This is a genomic window from Saccharibacillus sp. CPCC 101409, from assembly GCF_030518235.1.
In the GTDB taxonomy this organism is placed as follows: Bacteria; Bacillota; Bacilli; order Paenibacillales; family Paenibacillaceae; genus Saccharibacillus.
The window spans coordinates 77,924-97,543 of the sequence record NZ_JAULSA010000008.1 but is presented as its reverse complement, the minus strand read 5'-3'; the positions used below and the strand labels follow the sequence as shown (position 1 = coordinate 97,543).

Sequence of the window (19,620 nt, the reverse complement as noted above, 5' to 3'; positions counted from 1 at the left end):
TATGAGCAGGCCCAGAGAATTCGATTACGATAAAGTGCTGCATCAACTCATGCTTGTTTTTTGGCAAAAAGGTTATAAAGGCACATCTTTGACGGACTTGATGGAAAGCAGCAAATTGAAAAAACCGAGCATATACGGCGCCTACGGCGACAAACACGCTGTTTTTATCAAAGCGCTTCGCTTGTACCGCATGCAGGCAATGGAGTCGATTCAACAGTTATTAAGTCGGGAAAATTCAGCATTAAAAACATTGGAATTATGGAAATCCAACCTGCTTGATTCCGATTCAAGCAACTGTCCCAAAGGCTGCTTCATAGTCAATATGGCTTTGGAATTAGGAACGGAAGATGCGGAAGCAAAGGTTGAAATTGACGCATTGTTTGAAGACTCGGAAAAGCTGCTGGAAGAAGTCATTCGCCGCGGTCAAAAAAATCTTGAAATTACGTCGCGATATCCGGCTCGGATCATAGCCCAAAATTTAGCGACTGCGCAGCATGGGGTTCGGGTACTGGAAAAAGCCGGCGCTTCGCCCGACAAAATGAAAGCGATTCTTGATTATAGTATAGAATCGATTCTTGCCGACCGGGACGCGTAAGCCAATCAAGTCGGATTTGCCGATCAATGCTTATCAGATCAGCTTATGCCGATACCACTTCCGCCCCATAAACCGCCGGATAAAGATCGCTCCGCGGATCGCCCATTCGCAGTCCATCGCCAGCCAGACGCCGAGGATGCCGAGATGGAATACGACGCCGAGAATATAGCCGAGCACGACGCGGAACAGCCACATCGACAGCATGGACACCATCGAGGTGAACTTGGCGTCGCCCGCCGCCCGCAGCGCGGAAGGAATCATGAAGCTGATCGACCAGAGCGGAATCTGGGCGATCGTATTGATGAGCACGATAAGGAAAATATCGTCCACGATCTCCGCCGGCGGATTGAACATCCCGATCAGCGGGTGAAACAGCGGCAGCACGATCAAGCCCATCAGCAGATAAGCGAGCGAGCCGAGCGCGACGAAAGATTTGGTCAGTTTCTTCGCGTCCTTCACGTCCCGGCGGCCGATACACTGCCCGACGACCGTAATCAGCGTGAGCGACAGGGCGTTGGCCGGAATCTGCATCACGCCCGCCAGCGCGCCGCTGATCGCGTTGGTCGCGATCGCGTACGTGCCCATGCCGACGATAAAGATCTGGGTCAGAATCTTGCCGCCGTTGAAAAACATCTGCTCCGCCGCGAACGGCATGCCGATTCCGAAGATTTTTTTGAACATATCGAGTCCGACGTGGAAAAAGTCCCGGATCTGCAGCCTCAGTTCGGCGTCGATCTTAATCAGGTAATACACCGCGCAGGCCGCCGCCAGATAACGCGAGATATTGACCGACAGCGTCATCCCCAGCACGCCCATATCGAGCACGTTGATAAACAGCAGGTTCAGGCCGACATACGGAAGATTCATCACAAGCGACAGCGCGAGCGAAGCGCGGGAGCGGCCGATGCCCCGAAGCGCGCCGCAGACCGCTTCGACGAACGCCAATCCCACATACGAGAAGCCGCTGCCGATCATATACGTGCGAGCCAGCTCCATAACCGCCGGTTCCGCCGAGCCGAACAGCAGGTTCAGCAGCGGATTGTGGAACGCGATCATGAAGATCCCGATCGCGAGCGCCAACAGCGACACGGCCGACGCCGAGCCGGCCGTGGCTTTGGACACCATGATCGAGTTGCCGCTGCCTTTGTACTGCGCCACGACCACCGTACCGCCCGTCGCCACCGCGACGAAGATGCTGAGCAGGAACACGTTCAGCGAATCGACCATATTGACCGCGCTGACCGCATCCACCCCCGCCGAACTGATCATGGCCGTATTGACCAGATTCAATCCGACGATAAAGATCTGATCGACCAGCAGAGGAATAAACAGCGAAATAATCTGCCTGTAATCGATCGACCGCCCCGAGAGGTGCCTCTCCAGCATGCCTTTTGTCCATCCTGTTCGTATGCCGCTTTCCGCCATCTCCAACCCTTCTTTTTCTGAAAAATTTTGACTATCCCAATCTTTAACTTTCACAATTAAACGTCTCGAATCAAAAACAAAAAACGCCCTGCGCGGCCCAAAGGCCGGAGAGCGTGGCTGACTATGCGTAATCGTTCGTTGCGGCATTCGCGTTAAGCGGCCTCCGCATGCGGAAATCAACCCCGGGCACAGCGCCCGTATACATCCGTCAGTTCCGCCACGTCTGCCAATATATCACGATTACGGGGAAAGGACAAGGCGTTCGGCTTTTCAAGCTTCAGCGAAAATATCGGGCAAACGCCTTGTGCGAACCACGCTTTCTTGAACTCACATCGACTCGGGTACAGGCAGCGGCTGCGTCCCCCGGTTGTTCATCTTGCGGCGGAACGGAATAAACAGGATCAGTCCCATCAGGAATGTAATCAGCTCCGTCACCGTCATCGACCAGATTACCCCGTGCAGGCCGAACACGGCGTGCAGCACAAGGATCGTCGGGATATAGAGGATGCCCTGCGTGACGGACATAATCATCGTCGGCGTGCCCTGGCCCGCGGCCTGGAAGATGCTGATAAACAGCCCCGTAAAGCCGTTGAACAGCGCGGATACCAGCATCGCTCCGAGGATATACGAGCCTACGTCCAGCACCGACGGGTCGGCCGAGAACAAATGCAGCACCGAGTCGCGGAACAAGAAGACCACTCCGGAGAATACGACGGCGACGCCGCCGATATAGAAGCACGAGAGTTTGAGGCCGGCTTTGAAGCGGGCGATATTCGGCTTGGCGAAGTTGAACGCGAAGAACGGAAGCATGCCCAGGAACAGTCCCATCGCCAGGAATTCCGGCACCTGCACGATGCGCAGCGCCACGCCGAAGCTTGCCAGCACGCTGTCGCCGTAAGCGATCGTGTAGTGGTTGAGCAGCAGCGTGGTGACGATCAGGAACGCCGCCTGGAACAGTTCCGACAGCCCGATTTTGTACACTTCCAGCTGATCGCGCACCGACAGTTTGATGTGCGACAGGAAGCCGCGGAGATGCTCGCTTTTTCGATGTAAAAAGGTAATGTAATAAAGCGCGGAGCCCGCATTGGCCAGCACCATGGCAAAAGCCGCGCCCGCGACGTGCCAGTTCAAGACCAGAATAAACAGCGGATCGAAGATCAGGCTGAGCGCCACGCTGATAAAAATGCCGTACATGGATTCCTTCGACGCGCCTTCCGAGCGGACCAGCTGCTCCAGCGCAAAGTTCAAGATCACGACGAACCCGCCGCCGAGCAGCACCAGCGCGTAGCTTCGGGTATAGTCGAACGTCGAAGCATCCGCGCCGAGCGCATGGACGATCGGGTTTGTGAGCAGCAGCGACAGCAGACCGATTACAAGGCCCGCAATGATGCTTCCGTAGAACGCGTAGCCGGCGACTCGCTTGCCGTGGCTTTCGTTGCCGCCTGCGAACAGCCGGGTCGCGAACGTGCCGGCGCCGACGCCGAACACGTTGCCGAACGCCATCAGCAGCGTGAACAGCGGCAGGCCCAGCGTGATGGCGGACAGCATCTGCGTATTGTGCAGCATGCCGATAAAGTAGGCGTTGACGACGTTGTAGATCGTGCTGACCGACATGCCGATCATCATCGGAATCGACAGATGCGCGACCGCGCGGCCGATCGGCGACTTTTCCAGGTAATATTGATTCGAGTCCTTGCCGGAACCCGCCGTTTCTTCGTTGAGTGTACTCATGATGAAGACCTCTCTTTCTTTGCTTAAATATTCGATACGACTTTTTGCAGCAGTCTTTGCAGCGTTTGCGCTTCTTCGGCCGTCATGCCTTCCGTTACGCGATTCTCCGCTTCCTTGAAAATCTCGTTGAACTCCGAAATCAGCGGCTCCGCTTTGTCGGTGATATAGACCTTTTTCTGACGCTCGTTGTCTTCCTGTACCCGGCGTCTGACATAACCGTTCTTCTCCAGTCCCTGCAGCATGCTGGTGATACTCGCGCCCGTCCGGCTGAACCGCCGGGCCAGATCTGCCTGGATCACGCCGCGCTCCTGGTGTTCGTAAATATAGCCGATCATCTGCCCCTGCTGCGCGTTCAGTCCGAGTTCCTTCAATCTATGGTCGGCCGACGCCTTCATCTTTATCCCGATCTCGCGGAACAGGTTGGAAAAAGGCGTGGCGGCTCTTGTCGATTCGTCGATGTCGCTTGCTTCGGGTTCCGCTTCTACGTGGTCTTTGCGGTCGGTCATGGTTTGCTCTCCTTTAAGCGGATCACGATCCGCGTGAATGATGGTTGAATCCGTTCTTTCGTTTAATATCTAACTGTTAGAGTTCTAACTTTAAACTCAATATAATACTTAGAACTCTAACTGTCAATACTCTAACGGTAAAAAGGTGTAAGAGAAAAGCTTCAAAAACAGCGGATCGACTGTAAATAAAACGAACATACGAAAAAAGACCCGAACCTCCGATTAAAATCGGAAATCCGGGTCTTTGGTTTCAAACATAAGATGCGGTCGAGAGGACTCGAACCTCCACGGGGGTTAGCCCACACGGACCTGAACCGTGCGCGTCTGCCAATTCCGCCACGACCGCATATCTGGATGACCGCGATTGTCTCGCGAGCACAAGAAATAATATATCACGGTTTTGCGCACATGGCAAGCAAAAAAATTATTTTTTCAAAATCTCTTCGATTTCTTTTTGCAGGACCAGATACCGGTGCGTGCTTCTGGCGATGGGAACTTTGGTCAGCTTGCTTTTGTCCACGTAAAGCTTCATCTGATCTTTGGACAGGCCGAGCAGCTTGCCCGCTTCCGTCACGGTCAATACCGCTTCGTTGCTGGTGGCGCTGAACGTTTTTTTCACTTTCAAATTCCAATCTTGAAAGGTTTGCATTTGCATGGTGTCCCCTTCTCTTTGGGCCGCGCTTCGTTTCTTGCCCGATCTGTCCAGTATATCACACTTTAGCGCTTTAAAGACGTTCATAGTCAAAAAAGGGGAAGAAAAGCACCGGCTTTCCTTCCCTTCGGTATATCAGCCGCTACGTTGTCCAATCAGCGATTGGTGCTCGCCATGCGGAAGTACGTATACGGCTTACCTTTAAGCGAGATCGACAATTGCATCAGGTTCTCGGGCGTGGTGCAGCCGGAGAATCCGCCGTCGCCGATCGCATGGATATCCGCTCCGGTTTCTTTCATGAGCAGAGCGATCATCCGCACCGTGTCCGCGTCCGCCCCTTCTACGGAACTATTGAGAAAAGTCAGCGCGAGCGTGCCCGGCTTGTAGCTGTGCACGAACTGCACCAGTTCCTGGATCATGTGAACACTGATGCCGTGTCTCGATCCCGGAGCCGGCAGATCGATCACATCCGCGCCGGCGTCGATCAGTTCCCGGATAATCTCTTTGGCGTCGCGCTCGGCCAGCGGATCGCCCAGCACTTTCTCGCGGATGCCGTCTTCCCATTTGCCCGCACAGATCAGCATATCGTCGCCGCAGAGTTCCCGCGCTCTCCGCGTTGTCGCGATCACGTCGTTGATCGAGGTCCCGCTGCCCGGATTGCCGCCCAATACGATAAAGTCGGCGCCGAGCTCTTGGGCCAGCCGAATATGTTCGTCGGTCGCGACCATGCCTTCGGCATCGTAATAGATATTGTGCGGCGGCTTCTTGCTGCCCGGACAGCCCAGATAGATCCCGACAGGAATATTGACTCTCGCCTTCAATTCTTTCAAGCTGAGTCCCTGCATGCCCGGATTGGCGGCGGGATCGTTCAGGTTGAACGTGTTGAGCATAATCATGTCCGCGCCGAAAGCGGCCATCAATTCGGTGTTGGTCACACCGCGCACCAGGCCCTGGCCGGCAAAAAGCAGATGCTGCCCCATGACCACGCGGCCCTCCGATTTAAGGATCGACAATTTAAGGTCTCTGCCGTTCATTTGCTCAAGTTCGGTTTTGGATGCGCTGATCAATCGTTTGGCGTCTTTTTCCATCGTTAATCTCCTCGCTTCGGTTCGAATTTATAGGGTGCGGCTCAGAGCGACACCGCAAGCAGCAGCGGATCTCCCGCGCGTACATCGGAGCTCTCCGCCGGCTGCACATGTACATCGGCATACTCGAAAGTGTTGGTCACGATAATCGGCGTAACTACGCTGTAGCCGCTTGCCTGGATCTTCTCGATATCGAACTCAAGCAGCAGCTGGCCCGGTTCGATTCGGTCGCCTTCTTTAATCTTCAGATCGAAATGCTCGCCTTTGAGCTTCACGGTATCCATGCCGACATGGATCAGCATTTCCACCCCGGCATCGGAGCGCAGTCCGATCGCATGGCCGCTTTTCATCGCGTTAACGACCTGCCCGCCGAACGGCGCGATCAGCCGGCCTTCGCTCGGCATCACGGCGACTCCCTTGCCCATCGCTTCGGTTGCGAACGCTTCGTCTTCGACGTCGCGCAGCGGCAGCACCGTACCCGACAGCGGACTCGGAATCTCCTGATCGACTGCCGCGGCGGAAGCTTGATTTTCCCGAGCGCCGCCGGTGTTACGGACTTCGGCTTTGCCTTTTTCATCCGGGGGCAAAAGTTCTTTCTCCATCGAATCGTTAAAGCCGAAGAAATAAGTGGTCACTGCCGAGAATACGTAAGCGATCACGATGGCCGCGATAAAGCCGGCAAAGCCGGGACCGAAAAAGATCGGCAGGCTGGCGATTCCGGGAATCCCCGGCGCGATTGCGCTGGAACCCACAGCGCCGGCGATCCCGCCGCCGATTGCGCCGCCGATAATCGCCCATACGAACGGCTTTTTATATCTCAAGCTGATACCGTAGACGATCGGTTCGGTGATGCCGAATATCCCCGTAACGGCGGCCGAGCCGGCAATCGATTTGACTCTGGGATTTTTCGTTTTCAGGAATACGCCGAGCGCCACGCCGGCCTGGGCGAAGTTCGAAGGCGCGAACAGCGGCTTGAGGTGATCCCGTCCGTAAACGGCGATATTATTGTACATGACGGGGATGAACGCCCAGTGAATACCCAACAGAACGAGGAGCTGCCATACGGCGCCCAGCACGATGCCGGCTACGATTGGGCTGAGATTGTACATAAAGGTCGTGGCCGATGCCAGTCCCTGGCTTGTATACGTGCCGATCGGCCCGATTACGATTAAAGCCAGCGGAACGATAATCATCAGACTGAGCAGCGGGGTGAAGATATTGCGGATACTGGAGTGAAAAATTTTATTCAGCCTTTTTTCCAGCAGGGACAGCACCCATACGGTGATAATAACCGGCAGCACGGTCGACGTATAGCTCATCAGCACGACGGGAATATTGAAAAAGGTCAGGCTCGCTCCGTCGTTGTACAGCGCGATAATATTGGGATAGACCATGGCTCCGGCGATGGCCAGCGATACGAACTGATTGGCGCCGAACTTGCGCGAAGACGTGATGGCGATCGCGATAGGCAGGAAGTAGAAAATGCTGTCCGCCGCCGCGTACCAGATCGCGTAAACGCCGCTTTCTTTGGTCAGCCAGCCCAGCGTGGTCAGTATAAGCAGCAGGCCCTTGAGAATCCCCGAAGCGGCCAGCGCGCCCAGGAACGGCGTGAAGATCCCCGAGATAATATCGATGGCTTTGTTGAAAAGATTGCTTTTCTCGCCGGACTCCGCTTCGTCGTTCCCCGCCGAGTCGGCATCGAATCCGCCCGCCTTTACCACTTCTTTATACACATCCCCGACCGTGTTGCCGATGACAACCTGGTATTGTCCGCCGTTCTCGACTACGGTAATGACGCCCGGCAGATTCTGGGTGCCGCTTTTGTCGGCTTTTTTATTGTCTTTCAGCTTAAAGCGAAGCCGGGTCGCGCAGTGCACGACGCTTGAGACGTTCCCGGCTCCTCCTACCGTTCGCAGAATCTCTTTTGCCAGTGTTTCGTTGGACATTTTCTCGTCTCCTTTACTAAAATCATTATGCCGCGTCAGACGGCCGCCGGGAAGCAAGCGTTTTCAATAAAGAAATGAAAGGCTGGTCGAACTTCCGGGTATGCCCGCTCTCGCCAGGCATCCCGGAATCTTCAACGACTCAGATACGGATTTCAAGCAGCGGTCCCATCAGCCCGTGATGAACGCCCGCTTCGATCTTGGCTTTCTCGCTGCCGTGCGCCAGCAGAAATTTATTCTTTTTGGTCAGCAGCCTATTGGATATCCGCATGTCGGCAGACAGGGGAGAATTAGTCCCCTTCGGCAGTACGACAAGCGTTACGTACCCTTCATCCGAAGTCCGGCAAGGAGCATAATGCAGCGTAGTCGAGTACAGTTCCACCACCGTGCCTTTTGGCTGGAAGAAGACTTCCGTCAAACCGGCATCGTAGGTCTGCTCCGCCGTATCGATATCCTGGCGCCTGCCGACGATATGGATACAGTCCGTTACCGCGATTACGACCTCGCTGCCCTGATGATATTCAAGTCCAGTCAAACGCGCATTGCGCCCGGCGCAGTATCCGATTTCCACCGGAAGCCCTCCGTAAACGTCGGCTTCGATCTTGGCGGCGGCGTCCAGCGCTTCCAGTTCGGCCACGGAAGGCACGTACCGGTTGCCCGCATCGGGTACTTCGATGCCGCGCTCCGCAAACTCGATCATTTCCGATACATCGAACCGCGGCCAGATCTGTCCGTAAGCGCCGAAAGAAGCATCGCGCACATCACGAATATTCATGGAACGGTTGAGCTCGTTAAGCTCGGTCAGATTCATGTTCCAATCCTCCTGTCTTTTCTCCACGTTCAAGCGGGCGGTCCGCTTGCAAGCGCCAGCTCAGCACAGCAGCTGCTCTTCGATGTCTCCGATCATTTTCACCCGGTTCGCGTGACGACCGCCTTCGAACTCCGCGTCCAACCAGGATTTCACGATCATCTTCGCCAGTTCTTGACCGACAACCCGCGAGCCGAAAGCGAGAATGTTCGTATTGTTATGCTGTTTGGACAGCTGCGCCGAGTAAGGCTCGCTGCAAACGACGGCGCGGATGCCTTTGACCTTGTTCGCCGCAATCGAAATGCCCACGCCTGTGCCGCAGATCAGGATACCCGATTCGAAGCGTCCCGCCGATACTTCTTCCGCCACCTTTTTGCCGTAAGCCGGGTAGTCGGTCCGTTCCGCGCTGTAGGGCCCGAAGTCTTCGACTGCGTGTCCCAGTTCTTTCAAATACTCGATGATCGCCGGCTTGAGCTCCAGGCCGACGTGATCGCTTGCGATTGCCAGTTTCATATCAATTCCTCCCTGATCAGTGAATAAATGTCGTTATACCGAAAACCCCGTCTTGTATGCTTACAACGCTTTGAGACGCTGTGCAATATCGCGGTACGATTCACCTTTGCCGAACAGCGACGATGTACCGAGCACAAAGCCTTTGACGCCTAGCGCGCCAAGCAGTTGAATCTTCTCCGGCGAGATCGCCCCGTCGACCATCATCTCGAACGCATAGCCTTTGTTTTCGCGCAGCTTCGCCAGTTCTTCGATCTTCTCGTTTACGAAATCCAGATACTTCTGGCCGGCAAAGCCGGGGTTGACCGTCATAATCATGATATAGTCCACGATTCCGATCAGCGGCTTGACCGCTTCGATCGACGTGCCCGGATTCAGCGCGATACCCGCTCTCGCTCCCGCGGCGCGAATCCGATCGATCGTGCGGGTGGGATGCAGGTCGGCTTCGGGGTGAAAGTAGACGATATTGGCCCCTTTTTCAATAAACAGTTCTACATATTCCGCCGGATTGTCGATCATCAGATGCACGTCCACCGGTTTCTGCGTGGCTGCGCGGATATATTCGAAGTCCTGCATGCCCATGCCGAAGTTCGGCACAAAACGTCCGTCCATGATATCGATATGATAAATATCGATGTCCGACGCGTTGAGCTCGCTCATTTCCCGCTCCAGAGACCTGAAATCCGCACACATCATGGACGGGCATAACAGCTTCTCCATCACTATTCCTCCTTTAAATTGAGTAAACGATTACTCAGTGCTGATAAAAAGAGGCTTCCAGGGTGTTTCCTCTACCGCAAGCTGACCGAACGATCTGAATTGAGGTTCCTTAAATTAGGGTAAACGTTTACTCAAATATCAAATGTCTGTTTCTTTTTAAAATAGTCGGCAGGTATGCGGCGCGAAGACCATTTTACCCGAGCACTCTCCATTTTCGGTCAATATTGCAATTCATTTGAGTAATCGTTTTCCCTAGCCGATTTCATTATAGCATGCTTATCGAATTGTGCAACCGGCTGCAGCTAATATTTTCTTTGTTAAAGCTGCGGCCCTGCGCCGCAGCGCGTTTTTGCTTAAGTCGTTTTGCGTTCGATCAGCTCCACCGGAACCTTGATATGATGGTTGACGGAAGGTTTCTTTTTCCCGGTCAACAGCGCCAGAAAGATCTGCGAGGCCTCTTCGGCGATCCGATAAACGTCCTGTTTGATCGTCGTCAGCGGAATATCCGAGTAGCGCGCGATCGTATCGTCGTCGAAGCCGACCACTTTAACCTGCTCCGGCACGCGGACGCCCGATTCGACCAATTCTTTGACTACGCCGATCGCCAGCCAGTCGTTTGTAGCGAACACGCCGTCGAACGTTCTTCCTTCGCTCTGCGCCAGCCGAATCGCTTCGCGCGCTTTCTCGATATTGTGCCGCCGGCTTTCGTCCGTCAGCAGAACGGTCTCCTCGTCAAAAGGAATACGATGCTCGGCCAGCGCGCGTTTGAACCCCTCCAGACGATCGTATACGGACGACAGCGTTTTGGGCTTGGTCAGGATCACGGGCCTGCGGCAGCCTTTGGCGATCAGATGACTGCCCGCCAGATACCCGCCGTGAAAATGATCCGATTCAATCATCGCCAGATTGTTGGTCATCCGAGGGCGTCGGTCGATGCATACAATCGGAATGCGGCGGGTCAGCAGCGAAGCTTCGATCTCTTCCCGGCCGGATATGCAGATCAGTCCGTCCACCATTTTGGCGTCCAGCGAACGGATATATGCGCTCTCTTTGGTGGAACTTTTGTCCGTATTGCAAATAAACGTCGAGAAGCCGCGCTCAAAAAAGTAGCTTTCGATTTCGTGCACAATGGTCGAGAAGAACTCGTTCCCGATATCCGGCACGATAATGCCGATCGTTTTGGACTTATTCATGCGCAGCGCTTTGGCCACGGTATTCGTGCTGTAGCCGTGTTCATCAATCACACGCAGCACTTTACGGCGCGTCTCCTCGGAGAACCGGCCGTTGTCGTTGATTACGCGCGAGACGGTAGCCACCGACACACCGCTCAGATTGGCTATTTCTTTAATCGAGATCTGATGTTTGTCCGTCACCGTTATCCTCCTTTGAGCAAACGTTTTCTCAAGCCGCTTTATTCAGTATACCATTTCTTTGCGCGAAAAAAAGCGAAGCGAACGCCATGAACGTTCGCTTCGCTATCAAACTTCCAATGCAATTTTACCTTCAAAAAACGAGGGGCTTTGCCGCTTAACGACCGCCCAGCGCGTTCACCAGCAGTTGAACGGCTTCCGCTCGGCTGGCGCGGCCCCGGGCGTCGAAGACGCCGCCGGGCTTGCCGGCGAGCAGGCCGGCTTCGCTGAGCGCATGCACGGCCGGCTTCGCCCAGGCCGGAATCTCCGCCTCGTCGGCGAAGACCGTCCGGTCGCCGCCGGCGGTCGCCTTCAGCGCGGCGGCGAGCATAGCCGCCATCTCCGCGCGCGTGACCGTGGCTTCCGGACGGAACGTGCCGTCCGGATAGCCGTGCGCCAGGCCCGCCGCGACGGCGCTGGCAACGGCCGGTCTGGCCCAGACGCCGATCTTCGCGGCGTCGGCGAAGTCCGGCTCAGCCGCTGCCGCCGGCAGAGCGAAAGCGGCGGCGAGCATAGCGGCGAACTGCGCCCGGCTCACGGGCGCGGCCGGACGGAACGTGCCGTCCGGGTAGCCGCGCACAATGCCTTTGGCCGTCGCCGCATCGACGGCAGCTCTGGCCCAGTGACCGGCCGGCAGGTCGCTGAATACCGTCTGCATCGCCGGCTTCATGCCGAAGACGGCGAACTTCGTGAAGTGATCGACCGATACGGTAACGCGGCCGCTTTCGGCTGTTCCGCCGGGCACGTTCACCCAGCCGCGCGCAGTCTCGTCGAAGTAGAATACGCCGGGCGTTTCGCCGGGCGGAAGCGAACCGGCGTCGTACGCCAGGGTCAGTTCGACCGGAGCGTCGAAGTTTTCCTTGAAGTTCTTCAGGATTTCCAGCACCGGACTGAGCAGGACGGATTGTCCGTCCAGCAGGCCGCTGACGTCGGTCAGCGCTTCGATATCGATCGTCAGCGGCCGGGAAGACGCGCCGGCCGGAATCACAACGCGAACCGAATCGCCGAGGCTGACTTCGCCCGCTTGTCCGGCCGGCAGCGTCAGCTTGCCGTCGGTCGAGACGCCGGACGGGGCTGCCGGCGCTTCGCTCGTCGAAGACGGCTGCGTCGGCGGCGCGGAGCTTCCGTCTCCGCTTGTGCCGCCGCCCGATCCGGAAGACACGATCAGCCATCTGGCATACAGTTTCAGGTCGCTTTTGACAGGCGAGGAAGAGAAGTTATACCGGCCGGTCAGCGCCGCGTCGGCATACCAGCCGGCGAACGTATAGCCCGCGCGCGTCGGCGACGCCGGTTCGGATACGAGCGTGCCGTAATCGGCGCGTTTGTCGGCCACGACCGAGCCGCCCGCACTGTCGAACGCGACGGTATACGTGTCGATCGTCCATTTGGCGCGCAGCGTCAGATTCCGTTCGATCTTCGACGAAGCGAAATCGAACCCGGCCGTCTGTGCTTCGTCTTCGTACCAGCCGCCGAACGTGTAGCCTTCGCGCTTCGGGTCGGCCGGCTTCGTCACCGCGCCGCCATACTCCGGCGACTGCTTGGCGACCTCGCTGCCGCCTTCACTGTCGAACGAGACTTCATAGACGTTAATCGTCCATTTCGCATGCAGCGTCAGATCGGTTTCCGCAACGGCGGAGCCGAAATCGAACGCCTGCGTCTTCTCTTCGTCCGTGTACCAGCCGCCGAATGTATGGCCGGTGCGCTCCGGATCGGCCGGCTTCGCGATGACGCTGCCGTAATCCAGCATGCGCTTGTCGACCGGCGTTCCGCCGTCGCTGTCGAATACAACATCATAGACGTTGATAGTCCATTTGGCGCGCAGCGCCAGATTTCGCTCGATCTTCGACGAAGCGAAGTCGAACTCAGTCGCCTGCGCTCCGCTTTCGTACCAGCCGCCGAACGTGTAGCCTTTGCGTACCGGGGCGGCCGGCTTGGCGACGACGCTGCCGTAATCCAGCTTCTGCGCATCGACCGCGCTGCCGCCGTCGCTGTCGAACGACACTTCATAGACGTTGATCGTCCATTTCGCGATCAGCGTCAGTTCTTCTTCAATCTTCGTGGACACGAAATCGAACGCCCGGCTGTCCGCTTCATTCTTGTACCAGCCGGCAAACGCATACCCTTTGCGCTCCGGATCGGCCGGCTTCGCAATGAAGCCGCCGTAATCCAGCGTTTGCGTGTCGATCTCACTGCCTCCACTGCTGTCGAACGAGACGCGATAGGCATTGATCGTCCAATTCGCATACAGCGTCAGATCGCTTTCGATCGGCGTCGACGCGAAAGCGAACGCGCGGGTGCGAGCTTCGTCCGTGTACCAGCCGGCAAAGGTATACCCTTTGCGCTCCGGATCGGTCGGCTTTGTCGCCGTTCCGCCGAACTCCGGCGACTGCTTGGCCACCTCGCTGCCGCCGTCACTGTCGAACGAGACTTCATACACGTTGATCGTCCATTTCGCGATCAGCGTCAGGTCTTCTTCGATCTTCGCAGACGCGAAATCGAACGCCCGGCTGTCCGCTTCGTTCTCGTACCAGCCGGCAAAGGTATACCCTTTGCGCGACGGATCGGCCGGCTTGGCGATCGCGCCGCCGTAATCCAGCGTTTGCTGCTTGACCTCGCTGCCGCCCCGGCTGTCGAACGCCGCCGTGTACGTATCGATCTTCCATGACGCGTAGACCCGCGTGTCGGCTTTGATCGGGGTCGCCGCGAATACGAAGGGCTTCGTATGCATGTCGTCCGCGTACCAGTCGACGAAGGTATAGCCTTTACGCGTCGGAGGCGCCGGTTCCGACGCCGACGCGCCGTAATCCACGGTCTGCGGCGCTATATCGCCACCGCCCGCGCTGTCGAAAGTAAACGCATGCCGGATAATCGTCCAGCTCGCATAGATCATCGTCGTCGTTACAATCTCCCGGGTATTGAATGCAAACGGCACGGACCTGCCGGAGTCTTCGTACCAACCGCCGAATATATAACCTTCGCGCTCGGGATCTGCCGGCTTCACAGCCTTGCCTTTATACACGACGGACTGGGGAGCGATGCCCGAACCGCCCGCGCTGTCGAACGAGACCGTTTTGGGCAGGCTGATCAGGAACGACTTCACGGTAACGTTCCCCGCCGCGTCCGTAACGGTAAGCGTAAATCCGCCGTCTATTTCGATTACCGCGCTGCTTGCAATTGGAGTGTTAAAGACGAAAGGACCGTTCAGTACGGCCGTCCCTTCATTGAACACGATCTGCACGCCGGAAGCGTACACGCCGTCGACCAGACTGCCTTTGATCTCGACAATCGGCGCGGTCTTGTCGATCGTAAAGTTCACGGTCCGGCTGCCCTCGCTGTTCGTGACTTGAAGCGTATACCGGCCTTCGTTCTCCACGGACGTTCCGGCGCTAAACGGATTCCCGTTCAGCGTAGCGCTTCCGCTCGTGAAGGAAGGCGTTACGCTCGTGCGGTAAGACGCCCCGTCTTCGACTCCGCTTATACGCGGCGGCATCGCCCGTACCGTGATGTTAACCCGAACCGCGTTACCCATGCCGTAACTGTTCGAAGCGCGGTAGATAAACGAGTCGGTGCCGACATATCCCGGATCGGGCGTGTAGGTGAACGATCCGTCATTATTTAAAGCCAACCGGCCGTTGGACGGCGCACTGTACACCCGGGCTTCGTAAGCGTCGCGGTCGTTCGCCAGCACGCCGCGTCCTCCCACGCTCAGCGTTTCGTCCCCTTCCGCTTCGTAACTGTCCGCGACCGAGCGCGGCTCGAACGGGGGGCCGCCGCCGATTCCGTCACGCATCGGATATTGGCCTTTAACCGCAATATACGAATAAATTCCGTTTGTGCTCGTCTGAGCAGGAAGCGCAAAGGTGTTGTATCCGTCCCCTCCGAATCGAGTGCCGATCACCGCAAACAAAGCGGGATATTGATTCACAGGCAGCAGCGCGCCGTTTGCCGGTCTCAATAGCGACATGCTCCGCTGGCTTCCGGCGATCAACACCACGTCGCCGATTTGCGGCTCCTTCGGTTCCGATACTCCGTTGACCGCAATGGCGTACATCGAGCCGTCCGCGGCCAGCGGCGCTTCCAGCTTGGGAAGCGCAAATTGCACGGTGTCTCCGCCGTACGCATTGCCGATTTGATCGTACAGATTCGGATAGTCCGCGACCGGCAGCATCCGTCCGTCGGCGGGCTGCCAGCCCGGCGGCAGCAAATCGGCTGTCGTATACGGAAACAGCCGCAGTTCGCCGGTTGCCGAAGCGGCGTCCGCCTGCGAAGGATCCGAACCGTCTTGAGAGGAAGGGTATCTCCCTGTTAGCGAGATATAATATCCGATTCCGCCGGTCGGCGCCTCCCCGCGCAGGTCGGGCAACGCGAACGTGCGAATACCGTCGCCGCCATAGCGGCTGCCGATCAATTGATACAACTCCGGATACTGCTGCGTATCGAGCAGCTGTCCGTCGCTGTACGCCCAGCCGTAAGGCGCGTAGGTACCGGTGAACATGCGGATCTCCCCAACGTACGGATCGATCGACGAAGCGTTTGCCCGTCCCGGCGCCGCCAAATTGCCCAGCACCAAGACCAGTACCAGCAGAAACGCCAGACCGGCTTTCGCGGCTCTTGTATGTATCTTTCTTGTTTCCAACCCGCTCATCCTCCGTTTTTTCGATTTATTCGACTTCCGCAGGGTCCAAAGTTCCCGGAAACCGACGATAATTGGCCTAATCTTAACCGAGCGGGCGAGAAAAAGAAACTGTTTTAAAGCGTGGTTTTAAAAAATTTATATTTCGGCAGCTTGCCTGAATCGGATATTCGGTTCCACAGCTTGTTTGCGGCTCAAAAACCGGAAAGACTTAAAAATACGGCATTGCGGCATGACCGGGCATGTCTTCAAACTTGATAAAGCGCGCCTTCAGCCGCCTCCAAGCTGCATAAGCTGCAAATATCCATTTTATCCTCTATTCCGCTCCTCCAAAACGGCAATCGGATGCACAAATCCACTTTATTTTCGTTTCCGGCGCTTTTTGGGCCTGCGAACCGGGAATGAAGTGGATTTTCGCATTTCATCTTTGTTTTATCGTCCCTGTCCGATCAACGAAGTGGATTTTCGCATTTGACTTGGGTTTGGGGTCGGACTTGGTCATGAACAGCGGTGTGCGGGATGTGCGCATCCGGTCCCTATTTGCGGCTTGAACAGGCTTGCCCTGGAATGTATACATGAGCTCGTGCGTTTTGCACGCTTCCCTGACAGCCGGAATTTTCCCATGCAAAAGAAACCCGGCGCTCCAGGTGAAGGCCGGGTTTATCGACACTCTGAAACGAAGCGGATGTTCCGCTTCGTTTTTCGGTTTCGGATTCTTTTCCGGTCCTACCGGCCGGATCGGCCCGTGTTACCGCAGAGAAAGCTCCGCCGCCTGCTCCGGCGTCAGCGCCCCTTCGTACACGCGCAGCTCGTCGAGCTGCCCCTTGAACGCCGGGTCCCACCAGTTCACGCCCAGCGCAAAGGTTCCTTTGCCGCCTGCCGCGAACAAATCCGGGAAATCCGCGCCGGTGAACTTGCGCTCGCCGTTCACGTACACGAACAGCGTTCCTTCGTCCACGGAGAACGCCAGATGGCTCCACTCCCCGGCCGGAATCTTGACGCCGGTTACGCCGTCGTACCAGCGCGCGCTGCCGGACCAGACCATCGTCTGGTCGCCGACCGAGCCTTTGGGCAGCAGGCTGACCCAGTGCGTATCGTCTTTGGCGCCGAAGAAAGTCGGCGTGTAGGTCGTCAGCGCTTCCGGCTTCACCCAGAGCGACACGGAGTACGACGAGCCGGCGATCAAATCGCCGGGCAGCGCGACGCCCGTCGCGCCGTCGAATACCGCCGCCTGCCCCTGCGCGCCGGCCGCATAACTGATATTCCCGCCTTCGCGCCCGATCCGGTCGCCGATCACGGACCCCGCCGCGAACGAGCCTTCGCTGTCGGACAAATCATTCTCGAATCCGTAATGCGCGGTCAGCTTCGCGTTCTCGTAAGGAACCACGGTCACCTCGAACGTAACCGTCTTCTGCGCGCTTCCTTTGACGATTGTCGCCGTCAGCACCGCTTGGCCCGCCGGCTGTCCTTCGGCCGGCCGCGTCACTTTACCCGCGGACGTCACGACGCTCTCGTCCGAACTGCTCCAGGTAATCTTCGCGCCGCGGCTGCCCGCTGCCGGCAGATTCAGATCCGCCGTTACCCGGCTCGTATTCCCGATATCCAGGCTGTCCGCCACATTGGCGACAACCTGCTCGTCGCTCAGATCGGCCAGCCGCGTCCCCCAGGACGATTCGCCCGATTGTGACACCGCCGTAAACGTCATCACGTTCGACTGCGACACCGGGTCCCACTGGCGGACGAACACGCCGTCGAATTCTTCGCCGCCGAGCGTCAGCTTTGCCAGATTGCTGCCGTTTTTGCGCCATTTGCCTTCAAGCGCTCCGCTAACGGTCCCGTCGGCTTTCAACGTGATCGATTCCGGATGCGCGATATCGCCCGAATACGCTTTGCCGTGGTTGATGTACGCGTAATCGCCGGGAATATCGCCTTTTTTCACCGTGGCCAGCTTCTCTCCGCCGTAGCGGTAAACCGCCGCGGCCGGCCAGCCGTCTTTGTTCATAAACATCTGGTGCACCCTCAGCTCGTGCGCTTCGCCCTGCTGCGGGAAGCGGGTATGGAACACGAGGAACATCTGCCCGCTTTTCTCGTCCGTGTATACCGAATTGTGTCCGGGCGAGACGTAGCCGTACCCAATGCCCGTGCCGGGATCGCCCGGTTCGCGGTCGAACAGGAAATTGCCGATCAGCTTGTTGCCGTATTCGGTATTCTCCGTATTCGGCGGCAGCACCGCGCTTTGTCCGAGCGAATCTTTATACGGGCCGCCGATGTCTTTCGAGCGGAACACGCGCATATTGTAGCCGCCGTCCGCGCCCAGCCAGCCGTAGGTCACATACAGATAGTAGTAACGCGTGCTTTTGTTGTACTCGATATACGGGCCTTCGCCGGATTTGCCGTAGCCGCCCGCGATCTTGGTGCCGAAGTAGCGATCGGTCAAACGTCCGTCCTTGGTGGTGCCGTCTTTGCCGGGGAAGATCGGCCGGCCGGTCTTCTTGTCGATCTCCAGCAGGAAAATGCCGCCCGACCACGAGCCGTACGTCATCCACAGCCGGCCCTTTGCGTCGTACGACAGAGCCGCGTCGATCGCGTTCGGATACAGCTGGTTGTTGTACGAGCCGTCCGCGTTGAACCAGCTTTCGTTTTCGCCCGCCAATTTGCCCGCGCCCGCCAGTTCGTCGATATTCGTGCTCGTCCACTTTTTGTTTACCCTGCTGTCTTTGTCGTATGCTTCGTTCTTTGTAAACCCGGAATACACGATCGTATCGCCGTACTCGTACGGGCCTTCGATGTTCTTGGACGCCGCGAACCCGATCGCCGAACGGATATACGTCGAAGACGCGCTGTAGTAGATGAGGTAAGCGCCTTTGGAGCCGTCTTTATTGACGTAATCTTTGTTCCAGAACACGTCCGGCGCCCATACCGCGAAGCCGCCTTTGCTGTCCGAATCGTTCTCGCCCGCCCAGGCGAACGAACCGGCCAGATTGGACGACAGATCGCCGTAAAGCGTATTGCCGGGAGTAGTGTAACCGTTTGCAAAAGAAGTCCAGTTCATCAGGTCCGTCGACTTCGCCGCCGCGATATGCGAACCGAACACGTAGTACGTGCCGCCGTCTTTGACGATCGACGGATCGTGCACGGAAACGTCGGCGAACGCCGGGGGTTCGGTCGTCGAAGCGGCGCTCGCTTCCCGTACGCCTCCGACCGAACAGGCCGAAGCGGGAATCAGCAGCAGAATCGCAAGCAGAAGCAGAATCGACGCGCGCAGGGTCTTACTTTTCATTGGATCTCACTCCTCTTCGGAATATGGAAATTTTGTTGCGATTGTATGGATTGCTCCTACCTTTTCGACGCCTCCTTTTTCATTCCTTCACTTTTTCAAAAATAAATAACATTTTTATTAATCAGTAAATATAAAAGTTTATTTCATTTACTTTTTGGTTTCTCACTATCTTTAAGGATAAATGAAAAAGTTATTTAAATTCCGTATAAAGTTCTGGAATAGCCTATGAAATTCGGCAATTTCCGCTGCAAGGGCCTGCGGGTGTATACTTGTTCGAAGCGGCAGCCGCTTCCTTCATTCCGAAGCCACCGCGAACATAACAT

13 protein-coding genes and 1 tRNA gene are annotated in these 19,620 nt (G+C 56.8%); 1 reads left to right on the top strand and 13 read right to left on the bottom strand.

Going from position 1 to position 19,620, the window contains the following annotated elements:
• Position 1 precedes the first annotated feature (1 nt).
• Entirely contained in the window at positions 2–595 is a 594-nt protein-coding gene (locus QWJ34_RS17395) for a TetR/AcrR family transcriptional regulator (RefSeq protein WP_302729771.1), read from the top strand.
• A gap of 33 nt (positions 596–628) precedes the next feature.
• On the opposite strand, the gene QWJ34_RS17390 is transcribed toward QWJ34_RS17395, so the two are convergent.
• From QWJ34_RS17390 to QWJ34_RS17330, 13 genes are all read right to left on the bottom strand, one after another.
• Positions 629–2,020, bottom strand: a complete 1,392-nt coding sequence (locus QWJ34_RS17390; protein WP_483314283.1) for an MATE family efflux transporter — start codon at positions 2,018–2,020, stop codon at positions 629–631.
• A 327-nt stretch (positions 2,021–2,347) separates the two neighbouring features.
• Entirely contained in the window at positions 2,348–3,751 is a 1,404-nt protein-coding gene (locus QWJ34_RS17385; RefSeq protein ID WP_302729768.1) for an MATE family efflux transporter, read from the bottom strand.
• Positions 3,752–3,774: 23 nt separating this feature from the next.
• A complete protein-coding gene (locus tag QWJ34_RS17380) occupies positions 3,775–4,257 on the bottom strand; it encodes a MarR family transcriptional regulator (RefSeq protein WP_368046778.1) in 483 nt (160 codons plus the stop codon).
• A 262-nt stretch (positions 4,258–4,519) separates the two neighbouring features.
• Positions 4,520–4,603: transfer RNA gene (locus QWJ34_RS17375), tRNA-Leu, on the bottom strand.
• A 78-nt stretch (positions 4,604–4,681) separates the two neighbouring features.
• Entirely contained in the window at positions 4,682–4,906 is a 225-nt protein-coding gene (locus tag QWJ34_RS17370; RefSeq protein WP_302729952.1) for a MerR family transcriptional regulator, read from the bottom strand.
• A gap of 158 nt (positions 4,907–5,064) precedes the next feature.
• Positions 5,065–5,997, bottom strand: a complete 933-nt coding sequence (locus QWJ34_RS17365; RefSeq protein ID WP_302729766.1) for a DUF7916 family protein — start codon at positions 5,995–5,997, stop codon at positions 5,065–5,067.
• Positions 5,998–6,038: 41 nt separating this feature from the next.
• Complete coding sequence (locus QWJ34_RS17360) at positions 6,039–7,940, bottom strand: beta-glucoside-specific PTS transporter subunit IIABC (protein WP_302729765.1); 1,902 nt, start codon at positions 7,938–7,940, stop codon at positions 6,039–6,041.
• A 139-nt stretch (positions 7,941–8,079) separates the two neighbouring features.
• Positions 8,080–8,748 (bottom strand): DUF4867 family protein, encoded by a 669-nt coding sequence (locus tag QWJ34_RS17355; RefSeq protein WP_302729764.1) that lies wholly within the window; start codon positions 8,746–8,748, stop codon positions 8,080–8,082.
• A 60-nt stretch (positions 8,749–8,808) separates the two neighbouring features.
• Positions 8,809–9,258 (bottom strand): ribose 5-phosphate isomerase B, encoded by a 450-nt coding sequence (rpiB, locus tag QWJ34_RS17350; protein ID WP_302729763.1) that lies wholly within the window; start codon positions 9,256–9,258, stop codon positions 8,809–8,811.
• A 60-nt stretch (positions 9,259–9,318) separates the two neighbouring features.
• Entirely contained in the window at positions 9,319–9,978 is a 660-nt protein-coding gene (gene rpe / locus QWJ34_RS17345; protein WP_302729762.1) for a ribulose-phosphate 3-epimerase, read from the bottom strand.
• A 350-nt stretch (positions 9,979–10,328) separates the two neighbouring features.
• The gene (locus QWJ34_RS17340; RefSeq protein WP_302729761.1) at positions 10,329–11,348 is read right to left on the bottom strand and encodes a LacI family DNA-binding transcriptional regulator; all 1,020 of its coding nucleotides are present in this window, start codon (positions 11,346–11,348) and stop codon (positions 10,329–10,331) included.
• A 154-nt stretch (positions 11,349–11,502) separates the two neighbouring features.
• The gene (locus QWJ34_RS17335; protein WP_302729760.1) at positions 11,503–16,020 is read right to left on the bottom strand and encodes an InlB B-repeat-containing protein; all 4,518 of its coding nucleotides are present in this window, start codon (positions 16,018–16,020) and stop codon (positions 11,503–11,505) included.
• Positions 16,021–16,765: 745 nt separating this feature from the next.
• Entirely contained in the window at positions 16,766–19,297 is a 2,532-nt protein-coding gene (locus tag QWJ34_RS17330; protein ID WP_302729759.1) for a LamG-like jellyroll fold domain-containing protein, read from the bottom strand.
• Positions 19,298–19,620: the final 323 nt, after the last annotated feature.